Source organism: Zongyangia acetica (assembly GCF_038739695.1).
GTDB lineage: Bacteria > Bacillota > Clostridia > Oscillospirales > Ruminococcaceae > Zongyangia > Zongyangia gallinarum.
In genome coordinates this window covers 223,426-244,907 of record NZ_JBBEWN010000003.1, presented here as the reverse complement: position 1 = coordinate 244,907, position 21,482 = coordinate 223,426, and the positions used below count along the sequence as shown (strand labels likewise).

The 21,482-nt window shown below is 48.6% G+C and carries 19 protein-coding genes; 11 read left to right on the top strand and 8 right to left on the bottom strand.

All coding sequences use genetic code 11. From position 1 onward, the window contains the following. Positions 1 to 362: 362 nt before the first annotated feature. Both WGC32_RS04415 and WGC32_RS04410 read right to left on the bottom strand, forming a co-directional pair. Positions 363 to 974, bottom strand: a complete 612-nt coding sequence (locus WGC32_RS04415; RefSeq protein ID WP_342680804.1) for a SprT-like domain-containing protein — start codon at positions 972 to 974, stop codon at positions 363 to 365. Positions 975 to 1,117: 143 nt separating this feature from the next. Next, on the bottom strand, positions 1,118 to 1,252 hold the full coding sequence (locus WGC32_RS04410) for a hypothetical protein (protein ID WP_342680803.1): 135 nt from the start codon (positions 1,250 to 1,252) through the stop codon (positions 1,118 to 1,120). 241 nt (positions 1,253 to 1,493) lie between these two features. On the opposite strand from WGC32_RS04410, the gene pyrH reads away from it, so the two are divergent. The 11 genes from pyrH (at position 1,494) to WGC32_RS04355 (ending at position 15,557) form a co-directional block, all read left to right on the top strand. Then, complete coding sequence (pyrH, locus tag WGC32_RS04405; protein ID WP_191482468.1) at positions 1,494 to 2,204, top strand: UMP kinase; 711 nt, start codon at positions 1,494 to 1,496, stop codon at positions 2,202 to 2,204. Positions 2,205 to 2,208: 4 nt separating this feature from the next. Then, entirely contained in the window at positions 2,209 to 2,763 is a 555-nt protein-coding gene (gene frr, locus WGC32_RS04400) for a ribosome recycling factor (protein WP_191482469.1), read from the top strand. A 30-nt stretch (positions 2,764 to 2,793) separates the two neighbouring features. After that, on the top strand, positions 2,794 to 3,525 hold the full coding sequence (locus WGC32_RS04395) for an isoprenyl transferase (RefSeq protein WP_342680802.1): 732 nt from the start codon (positions 2,794 to 2,796) through the stop codon (positions 3,523 to 3,525). A gap of 61 nt (positions 3,526 to 3,586) precedes the next feature. Beyond that, a complete protein-coding gene (locus WGC32_RS04390) occupies positions 3,587 to 4,432 on the top strand; it encodes a phosphatidate cytidylyltransferase (RefSeq protein ID WP_342680801.1) in 846 nt (281 codons plus the stop codon). 123 nt (positions 4,433 to 4,555) lie between these two features. Then, positions 4,556 to 5,716: a 1-deoxy-D-xylulose-5-phosphate reductoisomerase gene (locus WGC32_RS04385; RefSeq protein ID WP_342680800.1), complete on the top strand. Its 1,161-nt coding sequence runs from the start codon at positions 4,556 to 4,558 to the stop codon at positions 5,714 to 5,716. 27 nt (positions 5,717 to 5,743) lie between these two features. Then, entirely contained in the window at positions 5,744 to 6,781 is a 1,038-nt protein-coding gene (gene rseP, locus WGC32_RS04380; RefSeq protein ID WP_342680799.1) for an RIP metalloprotease RseP, read from the top strand. 8 nt (positions 6,782 to 6,789) lie between these two features. After that, positions 6,790 to 7,839, top strand: a complete 1,050-nt coding sequence (gene ispG, locus WGC32_RS04375; protein WP_342680834.1) for a flavodoxin-dependent (E)-4-hydroxy-3-methylbut-2-enyl-diphosphate synthase — start codon at positions 6,790 to 6,792, stop codon at positions 7,837 to 7,839. 12 nt (positions 7,840 to 7,851) lie between these two features. Beyond that, the gene (locus WGC32_RS04370; RefSeq protein WP_342680798.1) at positions 7,852 to 12,168 is read left to right on the top strand and encodes a PolC-type DNA polymerase III; all 4,317 of its coding nucleotides are present in this window, start codon (positions 7,852 to 7,854) and stop codon (positions 12,166 to 12,168) included. Positions 12,169 to 12,382: 214 nt separating this feature from the next. Then, positions 12,383 to 13,303: a sugar phosphate isomerase/epimerase family protein gene (locus tag WGC32_RS04365; protein ID WP_342680797.1), complete on the top strand. Its 921-nt coding sequence runs from the start codon at positions 12,383 to 12,385 to the stop codon at positions 13,301 to 13,303. Positions 13,304 to 13,322: 19 nt separating this feature from the next. Beyond that, entirely contained in the window at positions 13,323 to 14,231 is a 909-nt protein-coding gene (locus tag WGC32_RS04360) for a ribokinase (protein ID WP_342680796.1), read from the top strand. A 162-nt stretch (positions 14,232 to 14,393) separates the two neighbouring features. Continuing rightward, on the top strand, positions 14,394 to 15,557 hold the full coding sequence (locus tag WGC32_RS04355) for an ROK family protein (protein WP_191482477.1): 1,164 nt from the start codon (positions 14,394 to 14,396) through the stop codon (positions 15,555 to 15,557). 60 nt (positions 15,558 to 15,617) lie between these two features. On the opposite strand, the gene WGC32_RS04350 is transcribed toward WGC32_RS04355, so the two are convergent. The 6 genes from WGC32_RS04350 to aroQ all read right to left on the bottom strand — a co-directional run bounded on the left by WGC32_RS04350 (position 15,618) and on the right by aroQ (position 21,482). After that, positions 15,618 to 16,883 carry an O-acetylhomoserine aminocarboxypropyltransferase/cysteine synthase family protein gene (locus tag WGC32_RS04350; RefSeq protein WP_342680795.1) on the bottom strand — a complete coding sequence of 422 codons (1,266 nt, stop codon included), beginning with the start codon at positions 16,881 to 16,883 and terminating at the stop codon, positions 15,618 to 15,620. Between the two features lie 259 nt (positions 16,884 to 17,142). Next, positions 17,143 to 18,312, bottom strand: a complete 1,170-nt coding sequence (locus tag WGC32_RS04345; RefSeq protein WP_342680794.1) for an iron-containing alcohol dehydrogenase — start codon at positions 18,310 to 18,312, stop codon at positions 17,143 to 17,145. A 418-nt stretch (positions 18,313 to 18,730) separates the two neighbouring features. Next, positions 18,731 to 19,162 (bottom strand): CD1247 N-terminal domain-containing protein, encoded by a 432-nt coding sequence (locus WGC32_RS04340; protein WP_224771601.1) that lies wholly within the window; start codon positions 19,160 to 19,162, stop codon positions 18,731 to 18,733. A 71-nt stretch (positions 19,163 to 19,233) separates the two neighbouring features. Further along, positions 19,234 to 19,791, bottom strand: coding sequence for an elongation factor P (gene efp / locus WGC32_RS04335; protein WP_191482480.1), 558 nt, complete (start codon positions 19,789 to 19,791; stop codon positions 19,234 to 19,236). 173 nt (positions 19,792 to 19,964) lie between these two features. After that, positions 19,965 to 21,032 carry a M24 family metallopeptidase gene (locus WGC32_RS04330; RefSeq protein WP_342680793.1) on the bottom strand — a complete coding sequence of 356 codons (1,068 nt, stop codon included), beginning with the start codon at positions 21,030 to 21,032 and terminating at the stop codon, positions 19,965 to 19,967. 15 nt (positions 21,033 to 21,047) lie between these two features. Further along, positions 21,048 to 21,482 carry a type II 3-dehydroquinate dehydratase gene (aroQ, locus tag WGC32_RS04325; RefSeq protein ID WP_342680792.1) on the bottom strand — a complete coding sequence of 145 codons (435 nt, stop codon included), beginning with the start codon at positions 21,480 to 21,482 and terminating at the stop codon, positions 21,048 to 21,050.

Below are 21,482 nucleotides of genomic sequence, written 5' to 3'. Positions count from 1 at the left end.
GACTATAAAAAGTCCTTTTTCACATTCAACTCCCGTCGCCTCCACCATATTAAGGAACAATCTTTAATACAAAAACAGCCTTCCAAATTGGAGGGCTGTTTTTGTATCTATGCCCGGAAAGCCTGATATTATGGGCTTTCCGGGCTTTTTCTGTTTTCCGGGGACTTGGCGGATTAGGCTGCTATCAGCCCGCTTCCTATCGCGGCGATCACATAGTCCCATAGCGGCTCATTTTTGCACACCCTTGTCCGGCCCGTATATGACAGAAACGAGGAAACGCTAAAAAGTATCCGCTCCCGGACAGCACCGCTTCTTTCAAAGAGAACAATTTAGCGGGAACCTTCGCGGCTCCCGCTTTTTCTTTATTCCCGCTCGAAAGCCTCACCGCAATCCCCGCAGATTACATTGACCTCCCGCGTTGCCCGGATGATAGTGCCGCAGCAAGGACAGACATATTTGATACTGCGGTTAATGGATTTCTTACTCCCGCCCTTGGTGGTGCCTTCCACTGGCAAGCGGCTGGCGTTGATCTTGTCCTCTCCCAAGGTTTCCTTGATCCATGCCTCTGCCTCCGGGGCCAGCGTCGTTACCGTCCAGCCATACTTGGCGTGCTTCTCGATATGCAGGCCGTGGGCCTCAGCGGTGGCTTTGAATTTCTGGTTGTGGTAATAGCCGTTGTTGCTTACGTCTTGGATGCCATGAACCAGATTGTAGAGATGCGCCATTTCATGCAGAAGCGTGGCGGCCAGCTCAAAGATGGGGCGGTCAAGGTACTCGGCGCAGAGATTGATTTCCCGATACTTTTCGCCGCTGGCGTTCCATATCTCGTTGATACTGCACCAGCCATACGCCCCGCGCCCTCCGTCTGGCGATACAGTGATGGCCGGGCGGCTCAGCTCGCCCTCGTAAAAATGCTCATTGAACAGGTCGAACATTTCCTCAGTTTTTCTTACGATTTCAGATATTTGCAGCATGGTTGCGTCCTCCTTAAAGATATGTTTTATTTCTGTGAGTGACAGCTTACACACCACCGGTCAAAAAGCAAGCTCTAAAGGTCTTAAAACATATCTTTTTTCACTGAGGACAGGAAAGGCCCCTCCGAAGCGGGGCCGAACTATTATTCAGCATCTCGATTGGCTTGATAGTAATAGCCGTGGCCGTTCTTTTCGTCGTCAAAGGTAAACTCGCAAATCTCGTTATACATGGAACCGTCAAAGTTGAGGATATTCTTTTTCGTCTTTGCAATTACCAATTGCTATCACCTCAAATTTATTATAAATATCCACAGGAAATTAATCAATATCAAGATTTATCAAATAGCAGACCTGTATAATGCTAGTGGATATCACCAAAATACTTTTAGTCTGTTTACCATATTTTCCGAAAGAAATTCTTTTACAATTCTTTAAGTTGGATTCTCTTTACATCACTGTCAGGTTATTGTAAAATAATAGAGATCAAAGAAAATGCTGTAAAACTGAGGAGTGTGAAATATGCAGCCGAAGTATAAAAGAGTGCTACTCAAACTTTCCGGCGAAGCTCTGGCAGGCAACAACAAATTTGGTTTGGATTATGATACGGTTTATGAAATATGTAAAGGCATTAAAAAATGCGTAGATATCGGTGCCGAAATTGCCATTGTCGTAGGCGGCGGCAACTTTTGGCGGGGCCGTTCCAGCGGTAAGATGGACCGTACCCGGGCGGACCACATGGGAATGCTGGCCACTGTCATCAACGCGCTGGCTTTAGCCGATGCATTAGAGCAGTTGGGCGTTGTAGTCCGGGTGCAGACGGCCATTTCCATGCAGCAGGTAGCGGAGCCCTATATCCGTAACCGTGCTGTACGGCATCTGGAAAAAGGAAGAGTTGTTATTTTTGGCTGCGGCACAGGCAATCCCTTCTTTTCTACGGATACAGCTTCCTCCCTTCGCGCGGCGGAAATCGACGCTGATATCATTTTTAAGGCCACTATGGTGGACGGCGTATATGACCGCGATCCCGCAAAGGACAAGGATGCTGTAAAATACGATAATCTCACCTTTAAAGAGGTATTGGACAAGGAGTTGGCGGTAATGGACCTGACAGCCGCCACTATGTGCAAAGACAACGATATTCCCATTATGGTGTTCAGTTTATCCGACCCGGATAATATTTATAAAGCACTGACCGGTGAAGAGATCGGTACAATCGTTAAGGAGGACTAGGAGAATGAGAGAAGACTTTAAAGTTTACGATGAAAAGATGGGAAAGACCATCAAGGTGCTCAAGAGCGAATTTGACGGGATCCGGGCAGGACGGGCCAATCCGGCAGTGCTGGACAAGATTACTGCGGATTACTATGGAGTTCCCACCCCCATTAACCAAATGGCGGCCATCTCAGTGGCAGAGGCAAGAATTCTAGTGATCCAGCCTTGGGATAAGAGCACATTGAAGGTCATTGAGAAGGCCATTCAGAAATCTGACCTCGGCATCAACCCCACCAATGACGGAAGTGTCCTCCGTATCGCGTTCCCTCAGCTGACAGAGGAACGCCGCAAGGAGTTGTGCAAAGATGTGCGTAAGTTGGCTGAGGATGCAAAAGTTGCAATCCGTTCCATCCGCCGGGATGCTAACGACAAGTTTAAAGCAATGAAAAAGAAAAATGAACTCAGTGAGGACGATCTGAAGGACTACGAAAAGGAAATGCAGGATCTCACCGACAAATATGTCAAGGAGATTGACGAGATCTCTAAAGTCAAAGAGAAAGAGATTCTGTCGATCTAGCTTTGGTAGCCTGAAAGGGGAAAGAAAAGTATGCCGCGTTTTTTTGCAAGTAAAAAGCCTGCCCAAAGGATACTGCCGCAGCATATCGGCATTATTATGGATGGCAACGGCAGATGGGCAAAAAAACGCGGCTTACCACGTAAAGCGGGGCACAGTAAGGGGGCGGAGACCTTCCGGACAATCACCCAGTATTGTCAGGATATCGGAATCAAGTACCTTACGGTGTACGCTTTTTCTACGGAAAATTGGAAGCGGCCTCAGGATGAGGTGAACGCTATTATGGATTTGCTGCGGGATTACCTCCATAATGCTTTCTCCCACAAAGATGATAATATCCGATCTATTTTTATTGGGGATCGTCAGCCGCTGGATGAAGACATCCGGGATCTAATGGCCCAGGCAGAAGAGGGCAGCCGGGATGCCACTGGTCTGACGGTCAATGTGGCTCTCAATTATGGAGGAAGACAGGAGATTGTCCAGGCGGCGCAGAAGCTTGCAAGACAGGTGAAAGAGGGGAATATCTCCCCAGAGGATATTGATGAGGAGCGGTTTGCCTCCGCTCTTTATACAGCAGGCCAGCCGGATCCGGATTTGATCATCCGGCCCAGCGGTGAGTACCGGATCTCTAATTTCTTGTTGTGGCAGTGTGCCTATGCGGAATTCGTCATCATGGATACGCTGTGGCCTGACTTTACCTCCAAGCATCTGGATGAGGCAATAGAGATATATAACGGCCGGAATCGCCGGTTTGGAGGAATATAGCACAGGTTTTGGGAATGTTTGAGAAGACTATGCCGGACGGTACGGCGGAATGGAGTTTATGATGAAACAGCGACTTATTTCAGCGGGAGTGGGACTGGTTATTCTGGCAGTCGTACTCTTCTTTTTTGACACAATTATTCTTAATATTGTCATCAGTGCCATTTCTACCATAGCCGTACATGAGGTCCTTTTGGCAACGAAATGTACCCAGCACAAGCTCCTCACCGGGACATGCCTTACCTTTACAGCAAGCATTCCGTTTTTTGAACTGATGGCATCGCTGAGGGCAATTCCTGTTGTCTGTTTGGCTTTTGTTTTGATTCTATTTCTCATTTTGTTACGCCAACATGATGTACTGAAAATTGGCGAAGTGGGCGTAGCGTTTATGGTGTCTATCTGCATTCCTTTTTCTTTTTTAAGCTTAATCAATATCCGGGATCAGCTGCAAAATCAGTATTTGAGTATTTTCTGCTTGATTTTGACCCTTGCTTCTGCATGGGTTTCTGATTCTGGCGCTTATTTTGTGGGACGGGCCTTTGGAAAGAGAAAATTAGCGCCTAAGATCAGCCCTAAAAAGACGGTGGAAGGAGCCATTGGAGGGGTTGTAACCTGCACCGTGTTTTTTGTGCTGTTCGGCATGCTTTATACCTATATTTGTTCTGCGTTTCTCAATACGAAGGTCATTGTCAACTATGTTTACCTGTTGATTATGGCCCCTATAGGCTCACTTCTTAGCATAGTCGGCGACCTTTCCGCATCTATTATAAAGAGGCAGTGCGGGATTAAGGACTTTGGAACCATTATGCCAGGTCACGGCGGTATTATGGACCGCTTTGACAGTGTATTGTTTGTTTCGCCTCTGTTTTACGTTGCAATTCAGTACCTGACGCTGATTCAAATTGGATGAGCGACAGGGTTTAAAATATGAGGAGACCGAACAACAATGACACTTATTACACCTCTACTGTGTAATAAGTGTACTTTGTTTTTATCTATATTAGTTGACTGCCTCGACAGGAGTAAGGATTTGATGAGAAAAAAAGTTGCTGTTTTAGGATCCACAGGGTCGATTGGGACCCAGACGCTAGATGTTATAGACCATTTGGGATACGAGGTTACAGCGCTTACCGCCTGCAAAAATGTGGATGTGCTGGAACAACAGGCGAGAAAATATCGCCCTCGGTATCTGGCTGTCTCCGATGCAGAAAGCTGTCAAAAACTGCGGCAGGCGCTTTCTGATCTGCCCATAGAGATTTGTTGCGGGGAAGATGGACTTTGCCGGGCGGCGGCTTTGACCGAGAACGATATTGTGGTCAATGCCGTTGTTGGAATTGCGGGTCTTGCTCCGACTTTGGCGGCACTGGAAGCAGGGAAGACACTGGCTCTTGCCAATAAAGAATCTCTGGTGGCAGGAGGACATCTGGTGACGCAGACTGCCCGCAGGACGGGGGCAGAAATTTTGCCTGTGGATAGTGAGCACTCAGCGATTTTTCAATGTCTCATGGGCCATACTGATCACAGTGAGTTGTCAAAGATTTTTCTCACTGCATCTGGAGGCCCCTTTTTTGGAATGAAAAAGGAACAGCTGCAAAAGATATCTGTGGAACAAGCTATGGATCATCCCACCTGGAAGATGGGAGGGAAGATTACGGTGGATTCTGCCACCTTGATGAATAAGGGGTTGGAGCTGATCGAGGCGGTGTGGCTCTTTGGGCTGCCTCCGGAAGAGATCGAGATTGTTGTCCACCGGGAGAGCGTGATTCATTCCGCAGTGGAGCTAATCGACGGATCGGTCATTGCCCAGATGGGAGTGCCGGATATGCGGATACCGATTCAGCTGGCGCTGACCTATCCCAAAAGGATGCCGGGAAGGACAAAGCGGCTTTCTTTCACAGACTATGGAAAGCTGACCTTTTTCCCTCCGGATTTTGAGACCTTCGACTGTTTGCGCAGTTGTGTGAAGGCCGCGCATATGGGAGGACTGATGCCCTGTGTTGTCAATGGCGCAAATGAAGAAGCGGTATCCCTTTTTTTAGAGAGAAAAATACCATTTTTAAAGATTGGGGAACTGGTGGAAGCATCCCTTTCCCTGACCGAATATCAGAAAGACTATCATAGTATGGACGAAATTAAAGAGGCGGACGGAGCAGCACGGCAGTTTGTACAAAAACAGGTTGCAACTTATCTCTAGATTTTTTCATTGGGAAAGGAAGATCACATGCCGAATATCATTCTCACCGTCATTATCGCCATTTTGGTTTTCGGAGTTATTATCATCATCCATGAGTTAGGACATTTTTTAGTGGCGAAAGCCAATGGAGTGAAAATTAACGAGTTTTCTTTTGGTATGGGCCCGGCCCTCTTTGGCTTTACCAAAGGGGAGACCAGGTATTCTGTTCGTGCGTTTCCCCTGGGTGGCTATGTAAGCATGGAGGGAGAGGACGAAGACAGCGAGGACGAGCGCTCCTTTGGCAAGAAAAAATGGTGGCAAAAGCTTCTCATTGTGGTTGCAGGTGCTGTGATGAACCTGATTCTGGGGCTGATCATCCTCATGTGCCTGACCTTCCCCAATGATGCAATAGGGACCACCACATTGGCTCAATTTAATGAAGGATCCCAGTCCCAGTCTGCGGGCTTACAGATTGATGATAAGATTGTAAAAATCAATAATTCTGCAGTGCATATTGACATGGACATTGTCTATGAACTGATGCTCGATCACGATGGTAAGGTGGATATGGTAGTGGAGCGGGATGGAGAACGGGTCGAAGTCCCCAATGTCCAATTTGCCATGACCCAGGATGAAGACGGCAATCAATTTGTCAATATTGATTTTAAGGTATATGCACAGGAAAACAGCTTCTTTAAATCCTTAGAAAGGTCCTTTTACTGGACAGGGGGGATTGTCAAGGTCGTATGGCGTTCGTTAATCGACTTGGTGACCGGCAATTTCTCTCTGAATCAATTGGGAGGACCGGTGCGGGTCGCTGATGAATTGGCGCAGGCATCCAGTGCTGGATGGGATTCCCTCTTGTTGATCGTGGCCTTTATTACCATCAACGTAGGTGTGTTTAACCTTCTCCCGCTGCCTGCCCTGGACGGCGGACGTTTGATCTTCATCATCATCGAAGGTGTCCGTGGCAAGCCAGTGCCTGCCAAATATGAGGGATGGGTCCATGCAGCAGGGTTTATTCTCCTCATTTTGTTAATGGTGCTGGTCACATTTAACGATATTGTCAATCTCTTTAGGGGGTAGCGGCATTGATTCAGCGAAGGAAAACAAGGAATGTCCGAGTAGGCGGCATGACCATCGGGTCAGATGCCCCGGTCGTCATCCAGTCCATGCTCAGCGCTCCTTCTTATGATATGGCGGCAAATATTTCCCAGGCAATACGGCTGCGGAATGCCGGCTGTCAGATCATCCGCATTGCGGTACCGGACAGGGAAGCGGTGAAGCTGATTGCCGCTCTGAAGGAGCAGGTGGGCCTACCGGTGGTAGCGGATATCCATTTTGATTACCGGCTGGCCCTGGAATCGGTCAGCGCCGGCGTGGATAAGGTGCGGATCAATCCCGGCAATATCGGCGGAGAAGACCGGGTCAAAGCGGTGGCCGTCGCTTGTGCCAATGCAGGCGTACCCATTCGGATTGGGGTCAATTCCGGCTCGGTTGAGCGGGAGATCCTGGCAAAGTATGGCGGACCGACGCCGGCAGCTATGGTGGAAAGTGCGCAGTATCATTGCGCGCTGTTGGAACGCTATGATTTTTATGATATTGTCCTTTCCCTTAAGTCCTCCCAGGTGGTGGATATGATTGAAGCCTATGAAAAGATGGCTGAGGTCTGTGACTATCCTCTCCATCTGGGAGTTACCGAAGCGGGAACCAAGGCCATGGGAATTGTAAAGTCCGCTGTAGGGATCGGCAGTCTGCTGACCCGCGGCATCGGGGATACCATCCGGGTCTCTCTGACAGACGATCCGGTGGAGGAAGTCTATGCCGCCCAGAATATCTTGAGGAGCATCGGCTATTATCAGAAAGGCATCACTATCGTGTCCTGCCCTACCTGCGGACGGACGAGGATTGACCTCATCGCCCTGGCCAAACAGGTGGAAGAGGCATTGGCCCAGGTGGAAAAGCCGTTGACAGTGGCTGTGATGGGGTGTGTCGTCAATGGCCCAGGGGAGGCTTCCCAGGCGGATATTGGCATCGCTGGGGGAGATGGCTGCGCTGTTTTGTTTAAAAAGGGACAGGTCTTGCGAAAGGTGAAGGAAGAGGATATCCTTCAGCAGCTTTTGCTGGAGATTGAAAAGTTATAGAAGGGGAAGACATTGGCGGAAAAGACGTTTCATCAGCTATTTGGTGCAATCATCAAAGATAAAATTCAAAACCTGCCGGAAAATGCAAAGGTTTTGAACCTGCACATGGATTACAGCAAACGGACGCTGGAAATTGTGGGCTGGTTCGAGCAGCTTATGGACCGGCGGGTTCTTTGTGGTGTGGAAAAGGCGCTGGAGAAACCGCTGGCTGTCAACAAGGTAAAGATACATACCGTTTATCCGAAAGAATGCTTCGGGCCCCATTGCCTGCCGCTGATTGTGGAGGAACTGCGGCAGCGGGCTGTCATGGTCAATGGTTTTTTTGACGATGCCCAGTCCCAATGGGAGGATGGGATGCTGTCCATCTCCTTGGCTCACGGTGGCTACGACTTTATCAGAGCTGCCAACTGTGAACAGAAGATCAGGGAAATTGTGAGAGAAATGTTTTCCTTGGAAGTGAAAGTCAAGTTTGAGGGCGTTCTCAGTCTGGACAGCGAAAGCGAAGCATATAAGTCTGCATTTGCGCAGGTTGAGCAAGAAGAACAGATAAAGGCCCAGGAGCGGAGCAAGGCTGTGAAAGAACCTCCGAAAAAGAAGAAGCAAAAGGCCGCCTTTGATACCGAGGGCTTGCCTTTTGTGGAGGACAGTATATCTGTTGTCCTTGGAAAGATGATCCGGCAGAGACCAATCCCCCTGTCAGAGGTCAATATGGAGAGCGGAAGGGTAGTTGTCTGGGGCGAAATCTTTTCGGTGGAAAAAAGAGAGAGCCGGGACGGCAGCAAGCATATATTTTCCATCAATTTCACCGACTATACCTCCTCCAATACCCTGAAAATGATTATGGATGCCAAGGAGTCAGACAGCGTTGCCGCCCTCAAGGCCGGACAGGCCATTATTGTCCGGGGCGAGGCGGGATATGACAAGTATGACAGGGAGGTCACCATTCGTCCCTATGATATCTCCACAGTTCAGGTGCAGCAGCGGCAGGATCTGGCAGAGGAAAAGCGGGTAGAGCTCCACTGCCACACCAACATGTCCGCCATGGACGGTATCACCGACGCCGGAACCTTGGTGAAACGGGCCTTCTCTTGGGGACATAAGGCCCTTGCCATCACCGATCACGGGGTGGTGCAGGGCTTTCCTGACGCCATGAATGCGGTCAATGCCATCCGGGCTGGCGGAGGAGAATTCAAGATCATCTACGGCGTGGAGGACTATTTTGTCAATGATATGGTCGCGGCAGTGAGCGGTCAGTGCGATGATCCAATTGACGACTGCTATGTGGTGTTTGACATTGAAACCACCGGCCTGTCGGCCAAAAGCGACCGCATTACTGAAATCGGTGCGGTGAAGGTAAAAAAGGGGGAGATCGTAGATACCTTTAACACCTTTGTAAATCCTGAACGCCCGATTCCGCCTAAAATTACGGAATTGACCGGTATTACAGATGAGATGGTCAAAGACGCACCCTCAGAGAAAGAGGCAGTCAAAGCGTTTCTCGACTTTTCCCAGGGAAGGGCACTGATTGCTCACAATGCCCCCTTTGATACTGGATTTATCCGTGTGGCAGCGGACAGGCATCATCTGGATTTTTCCAATGCCTCCATCGACACAGTTCCTATTGTCCGCACCCTTTATCCGGAGATGAAAAACCATAAGCTCAATACGGTGGCATCCTATCTGAAGCTGCCTCCTTTTAACCATCACCGGGCCTGTGACGACGCCAAGGTGTTGGCGGATATTTTTGTCATTGTGGCTCAGAAACTCCAAGAAGACTACCAAGTGGAAAAAATCAGCCAGATCAATACAGCTTTGGGGGGCGGCGATCCCAAGAAACTGCCTAGCTACCACCAGATTCTATTGGTAAAAAATCTAACGGGACTGAAAAACCTTTATCGCCTAGTATCCCTGGGCCATTTAAACTATTTCTATAAGCGGCCCCGTATCCCCAAAAGCGAGCTGGTCAAATACAGAGAGGGGCTCATTGTAGGCTCTGCCTGTGAAGCGGGAGAGCTCTATCGGGCCGCCCTGGGTGGCAAGAGCTTTGGAGAGCTTTGCAACATCGCAAAATTCTATGATTATATCGAGATTCAGCCTTTGGGCAACAATGCCTTTATGCTCCGAGATGGCATGGTGGGTTCCGAAGAGGAACTAAAAGACCTGAATCGCCTTCTCATCCGGGTGGCGGACAAGGTCCACCGGCCGGTAGTCGCCACCGGAGATGTGCATTTCCTGGATCCAAAGGACGCGAAGTTCCGCGCTGTCCTCATGGCGGGACAGGGCTTTAAGGATGCCGATCAGCAGGCACCGCTGTATTTGAAGACCACCGATGAGATGTTGGAGGAATTTGCCTATCTAGGCAAGGAAAAGGCTTATGAAATCGTGGTGAAAAATCCCAACAAGATTGCCGCCATGATAGAGGATATTAAGCCCATTCCGGACGGTACCTATACGCCGACCATCGAGGGCGCGGAAGAGGACCTTCAGCGGATTACCTGGAACCGGGCAAAGGAAATTTACGGCGATGATCTGCCTGAGATTGTGAAAAACCGCCTGGATAGAGAGCTGGGCTCCATCATCAAGCATGGTTTCTCTGTTTTGTATATCATCGCCCAAAAGTTGGTGGCCAAAAGTGAAAGCGACGGCTATCTTGTAGGTTCCCGTGGATCTGTTGGATCCTCCTTTGTAGCAACCATGGCAGGAATTTCCGAGGTAAATCCACTGCCACCCCACTATGTTTGCCCGAACTGTAAGCACAGCGAGTTTATCACCGATGGAAGCGTAGGCTCTGGCTTTGACCTTCCCTCTAAAAAGTGCCCTGTCTGCGGTGCGGATTATAAGCAGGATGGACACGACATACCCTTTGAGACATTCTTAGGCTTTAACGGCGACAAGGCTCCGGATATTGACCTGAATTTCTCGGGGGAATATCAGAGCAATGCCCATAAATATACGGAGGAACTCTTTGGCCAATCTCACGTGTTTAAAGCTGGTACGATCTCCTCGGTAGCGGAAAAGACGGCCTATGGTTATGTGAAAAAATACCTGGAGGAGCGGGGGCAGATTGTCCACAAGGCGGAGGAGCTGCGTCTTGCCCAGGGCTGCACCGGGGTTAAACGGACCACCGGCCAGCATCCGGGAGGCATGGTGGTTGTGCCCAATGAGTATGAAGTTTACGACTTCACACCGGTTCAGCATCCGGCGGATTCCACCGACTCGGACGTGGTTACCACCCACTTCGACTTCCATTCCCTCCATGACACCATCCTCAAACTGGATATTCTGGGACACGATGTTCCCACCCTCTATAAGCATCTGGAGGACCTGACCGGCATCTCGGTGATGGATGTTCCCATGAATGACCCGAAGGTATATAGCCTGTTTACCTCCCCGGAAGCTTTGGGGGTGACCTGCGAGGACATTGACTGCAATACAGGTTCCCTCTCTCTGCCAGAGATGGGGACCAACTTTGTCCGGGGTATGCTCATTGAATCCCAGCCCAAAACCTTTTCGGATCTGCTTCAGATTTCCGGGCTTTCCCACGGTACCGATGTGTGGCTGGGAAATGCTCAGGAACTCATTAAAAATAAGACCTGTACCATTTCGGAGGTCATAGGAACCCGTGACTCTATTATGGTCTATTTGATGCACAAGGGGCTGGAGCCCAATATGGCCTTTAAGATCATGGAGATCACCCGTAAGGGCAAGGCGCCCAAGCTGCTGACCAAGGAGCATATGGACGCCATGCGGGAGCACGGTGTGCCAGAATGGTATATCGATAGTTGTCTTAAGATTAAGTATATGTTCCCCAAGGCACATGCAGCGGCCTATGTTATCGCGGCTATCCGCTTAGGATGGTACAAGGTATACCGCCCCCTGGAATATTATGCGGCTTTTTTCACCGTGCGAGGCGGGGACTTTGACGCCGAAAGCGCAGTCAAGGGCAGGGGACTTGTGAAGGTGCGGATGGATGAACTCAAAGCCAAAGGAAATGACCGCACCGCCAAGGAGGAAGACCAGCTTTCCACCTTGCAGGTTGTCAACGAGATGCTGGCCCGTGGGCTGGAATTTTTGCCGGTGGACCTGTATAAATCCGACGCCACACGCTATGTGCCGGAGGACGGAAAGATACGGCTTCCTTTCTGCGCCTTAAAGGGTTTGGGGGAAGCTGCCGCCAGGAGCCTACAGGAGGCTTCGCAGCAGGGCCCCTATATTTCAATGGATGAAGTCGGAATGCGTTCCGGCGTATCTAAGGCAGTGGTAGAACTGCTGAAAAGCGCAGGAGCTATGGGCGACCTGCCGGAGAGCAGCCAGACAACACTGTTTTAGGAATGTTTTTTCAAAATCCCCATGCCGATGGTCAAAAGGCATGGGGATTTTTGTAATATTTGGCTGTGATTTAAGCGGGATCAACAAACATCACAAAATAAATGGTGATATGTTGGTTATATCGCTATTTTTTGAGAAAAAAATCAAAAGATACCCCATAAAATGGGTGACTTGTGGTAAAATATAATAGAAAATATTGAAGGAGTGAAGCTTTTTGAAATACGCAACCAGAGTCAATTCTTTTCTTCGGGATAAGATTTCCGTGTTGGAAGCGGTCAAACGCATTGCTTCCGTAGAGGGCGTGGATTATGTTGATCTCAACTATCCCGAGCATTTTAAGGAGTTCACTCCGGCCCAGGTCAAGGCGGAGATGGACAAATATGGGCTCAAGCTCAACGCCATTAATATGCGCTTTCGCGATATTTATTTAAACGGTGAGTTCGGAAATGCCAATGCTGAAATCTCTAGAAAGGCAGTCTCTCTGTGCAAGGAAGCGGCAAAGGTCTGCAAAGAGATGAATGGCGCTCAGATCATTGTTTGGCTGGGCTTTGATGGATTCGACTATTCCTTCCAGATGGATTATGTAAAGGCGTGGAATCAGGCTGTGGCTTGTTTTAAAGAAATCTGCGATGATACGGACCTTCCCATCACCATTGAATATAAGCCCTATGAAGAGCGGGTGCACGCTATGATTGACAGCTTTGGCACCACCATGTACATGCTCCAGGCGGTGAACAAAAAGAATCTGGGCGTTACGCTGGATTTCTGCCATATGCTGATGAAAAGCGAAAATCCGGCATTTGCCGCGGCGCTTCTGTTGGAAAAAGGGCTGCTCTATAACGTGCACCTTAACGACGGAGAGGGACGTACCGATGACGGCCTGATGGTGGGGTCGGTGAACCTGTGGAAATCCCTGGAGTTTATGTATTACCTTAAAAAATATGATTTTCAGGGCGCGATCTATTTTGATACCTTCCCCAAACGGGAACCTGCGGTGGAAGAATGCGCATCTAATATAGCCATGTGCCGGAAGCTGGAGGAAATGGTGGACAAAATCGGACTTTTGGAGATGGAAAGGGTCATTTCTGCCAACAGCGCCATTGAAGTGCAAAAAATGTACATGAAGCTTCTCTAGAATGGGAAGGAGATAAGAAATGAAAGAAAAATATATTGTTGTCATCGGCAGCATGAATTATGATGTACTCTTTAAGCAGCAGCGCCTTCCCATGAAGGGGGAAACCTATACGGCGGACAGCGTCTCCTTCTGCGGCGGAGGCAAGGGCGCCAATCAGGCGGTGCAGTGTGCAAAGCTGGGAATAAAAACCTATATGGTGGCCAAAACGGGAGAGGATTCCTTTGGGGATTTTCTCCGGTCGGAGCTGGTTAAATATGGCGTGGATACCACCTATGTGGGAAAAAGTGAGCGGACGACGGGATATGCGTCGGTCAACGCGCTGACAGACGGGTCGGTATATGCGACCATTACAGAAGGAGCCAATGGTGACTTTACCCCTGCGGATATTGACCGGCTGGATGATCTGATTAAAAACAGTGCCGCCATTGTCCTGCAGTTGGAAATTCCGGTACCTGTGGTGGAATATATCATCGAAAAGGCTGCTTCTTTTGGGGTTTATATCCTGCTCAATGCGGCGCCGGCCAAGCCGATCCGGCCGGAGATTCTAAAGAAAGTAGACTGCCTGGTGGTCAATGAGCCTGAATCCACCTTTTATGCAGGTGTCACCATCAGCGATAAAGCGTCGGCGGAGGCCAACTATCAGCAGCTCCTTTCCAAGGTGAAGGATACCTTGGTTATTACCTTGGGCAAATATGGAAGCTTGCTCTGCGAACAAGCGGGAACCACCTATTTTCCAGCAGATCATTCGGTGAAGGTAGTGGAAACCACAGGGGCAGGGGACTCTTATATCGGCGCCTTTGCCGTACAGAAGGTGTTGGGAAAAGACAATAAGGAGGCTTGTGCCTATGCAAGCCGGGTCTCCCAGGTTACCGTGACAAAAATCGGAGCACAGCCGGCAATGCCCACATTGGCGGAAATGGGAGAATAACCAGTGATTTTTTTCAGGCGGCCAGATCAACTGGCTGCCTTTTTGTTATGCTTTTAATTTTTTTGGAGAAAGCTATAAAAAACCTAAAAAAAATAATGATTGTTTTGTCGAAATAAATATGGTATGATATGGAATGGAATGTTATAAAATGGGGGTCTTGGGGTGAAAGGTGTAAACCATCAGAACATGAATGGGACCAACAAGTTCCTGCTGTTAAAAATGATCGCAACACAAGGGCCGATTTCCAGAATTAGCTTAAGCGAAAAAACCGGACTGAGTAAAATGACAGTAACGGCTCTGGTCAATGAATATATAGAGAAGGGCATTGTCTATGAGTGCGGGCTCTCCCAGAATCAGGGCTCATCGGGTCGCCGCCCCATCCTGCTTGATATTGTGGCAGACTCCCAGCTGACCTTGGGAGTCAATATCGGACGCGACAATGTCCGGGCCGGTATTATTGACCTCCGAGGGAATGTCCTAGTATCCAACAATTTTGCTATGGGGCATATTAACAACGCCGATGATTTTATGAAAGCGCTGTTTGTGTTGTGTGATTCTATCCTTAAAACTAGTGGATCTCCCAAGATATGGGGGATCGGCGTATCCACGATAGGGCCTATTTCAGAAAGTAAAGGGGTCATCTATTCACCGCCGGCTTTTTATGGCATTCATGACGTACCCATCGTAGAAAAATTTAAGGAACGGTACCATCTTCCCGTCTATTTAGCAGAGGATACCAAGGTCTCCGCTTTGACCGAGATGTATTTAGGCAACGCGCAGAATTACGATCATTTCTTTTTTGTGGATATCAAGCCCGGAGTGGGTGGGGCCATGATTGTAGACCGCAAACTCTATGGGGGAGCATCCGGTATGGCGGGCAGCTTTGGCCATTATATTGTGGAACCGGATGGGATTCCCTGTGAATGTGGGCAGAAAGGTTGCTTGGAACGGTATTGTAGCACCCGCGCGATCCTTCGCTGGGCCAAAGACAATGGCGCGGATCCATCCTTGACATGGCTCAGCTTTTTGGATAAAGTTGCCGGCGGCGATGAAATCTGTCTGAAGGCGGTGAAACGCCTTTGCCATTACCTGGCCATTGGTGTAACCAATATCATTGCCTTTTTCGATCCTCAGTGCATTTTTATCGGTGGTGACCTTTGGACGATTCAGGATATGGTGGTAGAAGGCGTACGCAATGAGGTAATGAATCACCTTTGGGCCAGTGATGTTCGGCCTAAAATTGACATTCTTGCCTCCCGATTTTTAAATAATGCCGACTTTATTGGTACGGCTGCATTAGTTATGGAAAATAATTTAAGGGCGTAAAGCTGGATATAAAAAAACAGCCGCAAAAGCGGCTGTTTTTTTATATCCAAAGTAAAATTTTTATGCTTGCGCCAAAGCTTGGCTGACATCTTCGATGATATCATCGATATTCTCGATGCCAACAGAAAGCCGAATGAGACCTGGTGTAATGCCAGCTCCCACCAGCTGTTCATCGGTGAGCTGCCGGTGGGTAGAGCTAGCGGGATGGAGAACACAGGTGCGGGCGTCGGCGACATGAACGGCAAGAGAAGCAAGTTTGAGGCTGTCAATAAAGCGGATAGCGTTTTCACGGCTGCCTTTGATGGAGAAGGAGATGACACCGCTGCAACCCTTGGGAAGATATTTTTGTGCTAGGGCATGGTATGGATCACTTTCCAGAGCGGGATAGTTGACAAACTCTACCTTCTCAGAGGCGGCTAGGAAGCGGGCAACCTTCTCCGCGTTTTCGCAATGCCGCTCCATCCGCAGATGCAGGGTTTCCAGACCCAAGTTGGTGAGAAACGCAGCGTTGGCGCTGGGATAGGCACCCAGGTCACGCATGAGCTGTACCCGTGCCTTGGTAATATAGGCCAATTTTCCAAAATCTTTGACGTACGAAACGCCATGATAAGATTCATCCGGCTCAACCAGAGCGGGAAATTTGCCGTTTTCCCAGTCAAATTTGCCGCTGTCTACAATGGCGCCGCCTACCTGGATCGCATGTCCATCCATATATTTGGTGGTGGAGTGAACAACGATATCTGCGCCATATTCAAAAGGACGGCAGAGAATAGGAGTGGCAAAGGTATTATCCACAATGAGAGGAACCTTATTTTTGTGAGCAATGTTTGCAAATTTTTCGATATCCAACACTGCAATTGCGGGGTTGGCGATGGTTTCACCAAAAAGTGCTTTGGTATTCGGACGGAAAGCCTTTTGAATTTCTTCCTCAGATGCGTCGGCATCTACAAAGGTGACATCAATTCCCAGCTTTTTGAGGGTGACGCCAAACAGATTAACGGTACCGCCGTAGATGGTGGAGGCGCTGACAAAATGATCTCCTTCACCTAAGATGTTGAGAAGCGCAATCATGTTAGCCGCTTGTCCAGAAGTAGTGCACAAGGCACCAACGCCACCTTCCAGCGCTGCGATTTTCTGTTCCACGGCGTCTACAGTGGGATTGGAAATTCGGGAATACATATGTCCCGGAGCAGTTAAGTCAAAGAGTTTGCCCACGAATTCGGTAGAATCGTAATCATAAGTGGTACTTTGATAGATCGGGAGAACGTGGGTTTCTCCATTTTTTGGCTCATAGCCAGCATGTAAGCATTGGGTTTCAATTTTCATGCTATAACCTCCTATTCAGAATCAGTGGGGCCGCCAGATTCCAGAACGTCTGCGTGAAATTTCCTAGCGGCGGGAGTAGCAAAGAGATTTATCCCAAAAATCTAAGAATTTCGAAGCCCAGAGAATCTTCGTGGCTGACCTTTATTGTAGCATAGTTGAAGCCAAACGGCAATGGTGGTTTATGCAGCAAGGGGACGCTGCCTTTTAAGGCAGTGCCCCCTTGCAAGATTATGAAAAAGAAGAAGAGGAGAAAAAGCATTTAGAAGGTGACATCTTCGCCGGTAAAGGCACAGGTGAGAACTTTCTTCATGTTCTCCACATCGATGAGCCTTGGATTGGAAGCAGTGCAAGGATCACCCACGGCGTTCTTTGCAATGGCATCTGCATGTGCATTGAAGACTTCTTCGGTTACACCGTTTTCCTTGTAGGTCTGCTGGATGTTGAGTTTCTTGTTCAGTTCCTTAATAGAATCAACCAGAGCGTTGGTCAACTGCTTATCGGTGGCACCCGGCAGTCCAATGGCGCGGGCGATATCAGCGTACCGGTCCATGCAGGTTCTGGAGTTGTACTGGATGACATAGGGCAACAAAATTGCATTGCAGCAGCCATGAGGAATATGGAAAACAGCGCCGGTCTTATGGGCCAGGCTGTGGGCAATTCCCAACAGAGCATTGGAGAAGGCCATGCCAGCCAGGCACTGTGCAATGTGCATCTTGCCTCGTGCGTCTTTGTCGCCGTTATAGGAATCGACAAGGCTATCATAGATATCAGAAATCGCTTTCAATGCCAGAGGATCGGAGAAATCCGAACGGGCAGTTGCTACATAGGCCTCAATGGCGTGGGTCAGAGCATCCATACCTGTGTGTGCGGTCAGCTTCTTCGGCATGGTCAAGGGGATATCGGTGTCGAGAATAGCAATATCCGGTGTGATCTCAAAATCAGCCAGAGGATATTTGATGTCGGTGGAATAGTCGGTAATTACAGAGAAGGCTGTTACCTCAGAAGCAGTGCCAGAAGTGGAGGGGATAGCCACAAAAATAGCCTTTTGTCTCAGTTTTGGCATGGTAAAGGGATCTTTGATGTCATCGAAGGTTTTTTCAGGATATTCATAGAAAACCCACATTGCCTTTGCAGCATCGATCGGAGAACCGCCGCCGATAGCAACAATAACATCTGGCTCAAAAGCGCGCATAGCTTCTGCGCCCTTAAATACAGTTTCAATGGAGGGATCGGGCTCAACGCCTTCAAATAACTGGACCTCCATACCATTATCTTTCAGAACCTGTTCAGTTTTCTGCAGGAAGCCTCCCCGCTTCATGGAACTGCCGCCTGTGATAATCATTGCCTTTTTATGGCCTTTCAGGTTTTTCAGTTCTTCAATTGCGTGTTCGCCAAAATAGATGTCTCTTGGTAAAGTAAAGCGTGCCATGATTGATACCTCCTGATAGATCAATAAATTGCTTGTTAAATAACTAACAATCATTTTCTGCCTTTATAATAACATGGCAAGCATGAAAAAAACAATGGGCAAACTCTCAAAATATAAAAGACAAAAAGAGTATATTTTATGCTAAATTGTACATGCTTTTTACAATTTTTATTTTTGTGATATCATTGACATGAAATGTTCAATTTTATCATCACAAGTTAGAAGATGCTGGGCCGATTGAAAACTATACCATGAAGAACAGGAAGTAATATAAGGGCATTTTGACGAACGGCAGATCAGCACGGTAAAATACCCCAAATAAAAAGGCGCCCCAGTCTTTTGACTGTAGCGCCTTTTTGAATATATATTTCGCTGCTATTTTACCCTAGATAAATCATAAGGCATTTTGTTTTTCTGCTTATTCGTGATCTTCACAGCCGCAGCCGCACTCGTCCTCTACATCATCGATATCAAATTCGAGATGCTCACCGCAGCTGGGACACTCCATCTGGCCTGCATCCAGCATTTCTTCATCGATGCAGATGGTTTCACCACAGCTGGGGCAGGTGACTTCGTAGAGCTCTTCCTCATCGAAATCATCGTCGTCCTCACAGCTGCAACCGTCCTCCCCGTAGTAATCCTCTTCCAGGGAGCCCAGATCCTCGTCGATAGCATCGACCTGTTCGCAAACCTCAGCAAAACCATCCTCCATGTCGGAGATGGTCAAAGCCATATCATCCAGGACATCAATCATCGCTTTGATAATGCGTCCCTCTTTGGTCTCGTCAGAAATTCCAACGCCTTCGCAAAGGCCTTTCAAATAGGAAACTTTTTCAGTGATGGTCATCATAACAAACCTCCTCGTCAACCGGAAACCAGTTCCATCCACGTATTTTCTAGTCTTGCACACAAGGCGGATTCTTATGCGCGCTCCATGTACTCGCCGGTACGGGTATCTACACGGATCATATCGCCTTCATTGATGAACAAAGGAACTTTAATCTCAGCGCCTGTTTCAAGAACAGCGGGCTTGGTTGCATTGGTTGCAGTATCGCCCTTAAAGCCAGGATCAGTCTCGGTTACCTGCAGCTCCATAAAGAAGGGGGGCTCTACACCGAAAACATTTCCTTTGTAGGAAAGGACCTTTACATCGGTGTTTTCCTTGACAAATTTAAAGTTATCGCCCAGCTTTTCTTTGTTGATGGGGATGTTCTCATAGGTTTCATTATCCATGAAATAATAAAGATCTCCATCATTGTAAAGATACTGCATCTCTTTGCGCTCAACAAAAGCGGTGGGGAATTTTTCGGTGGGGCTGTAGGTCTTTTCCACAACGGCACCGGTAATTACGTTTCTGATCTTACAACGGACAAACGCTGCACCCTTGCCGGGTTTTACATGCTGAAACTCGATGATCTGGAATACATTTCCGTCCACGTCAAAGGTTACGCCGTTTCTAAACTCGCCAGCACTTATCATAAATTAACCTCCAAAAGTAAGTTGTCCGACCAGGGAATACTCCCATATTCCTATGCGACCCTGCTCATTTCAGCAGGCGCTGCAGTGCCAAGTTGAGGCCTGCCAGCCATCTGTCGTATCATACTAAGTTTATATGATCTGCGTATATTTTTCAAGGGGTTTTTGCACTTTCTCTATAAAACAATGAGGTTTTTCGGGGACTTTGTCAAATTTTCAATCCCATTTTCCCGGACGATCACCAAATCCTCGATTCTTACGCCAAACTTGCCCGCCAGATAGATCCCTGGTTCTACCGTCATCATAACGCCTGGCCCTAAAACTGTGTGGCAGCCAGGGCTGAGCCGGGGCTCCTCATGGATGAAAAGACCTACACTGTGTCCGAGGCCATGACCAAAACAGCCAGGATAATCCTGCTCAATGATGTCCCGGGCAATCTTGTCGATACTGGCGCACTCTTTTCCTGAGCTGATGGCAGAAAGTGCGGCAAGCTGAGCCTTTAGGACTGTATCATAAACGACGCGTTGTTCCTCTGTTACATCCCCAACAGCGATGGTGCGGGTCATATCGCTGCGGTAACCGTCAATGACCCCGCCGAAATCCATGGTGATGAAATCGCCATGGGCCACAGCCTTTTCTGTAGGGACACCATGAGGCATGGAAGAATTCTTCCCGCTGACGACGATAAAATCAAAAGCGGTGCCTTCGCTGCCCATCCTGCGCATAAAAAATTCCAGCTCCAAAGCAATATCCCGCTCTGTACGGCCAGGTTTTATATAGTCCAAAATGTGGGAAAAACCGGCGTCGGTGATCCGTTGGGCCTCCCGGATGCAGCGAAGTTCTTCCTTATCCTTGCGCATCCGTAGGGCGGATAACAGCCCGCTGACACCGCTGTTTTTGACAAATTCCAACTGGGGAAAACACTTTTCATAGCTGGAAAACTCAGCCAAGGGGAGAAAAGCGTCCTCTACACCGATTCGCTGGATCCCATGGCGGAGAAAGATCTCCTGGAGTTGATCCCGCATCTTGTTCAGCAGGACCACCTGCATACCTTTAACCTTTTCCCTTGCCGCCTCAATATAGCGGAAATCGATAAGAAAATAACTTTTTTCCCGAGTGATCACCACGACACCGGCGCTGGAGGGCATACCGGTAAGATACCGGCGGTTTTCAGGAGAGGATATCAGTGCGGCATCGATGCCATCGGGAAGGCATTTCATAGCCTGTTCTATATGATTGCTCATGGTGCTGCCTTCTTTCTATATGCATAGATGGGATAGGGCGCGGATGGCCAAAATATAGCTGTAAGAGCCAAAGCCGGCAATCTGCCCGGTGCAGACAGGGGCGATGACCGATGTGTGACGGAATTCGTCCCTGGCATGGATGTTGGAGAGATGGACCTCGATGCACGGTTTCTTCACAACGGCAATTGCGTCCCGGATGGCATAACTGTAGTGGGTATAGGCGCCAGCGTTGAGAATAATGCCGTCATAGTCCTCCATGGCCTCATGGATTTTTTCAATGATGCCGCCTTCATAGTTGGATTGAAAAAACACGCAGGACAATCCCAAACTTGCCCCTTCCGCTTCAATGGCGGCGTTGATATCCGCAAGGGTTTCATGCCCATAAATTTCCGGCTCCCGCTTACCCAGCAGATCCAGGTTGGGGCCATGGACGACAAGAATTTTTTTCAT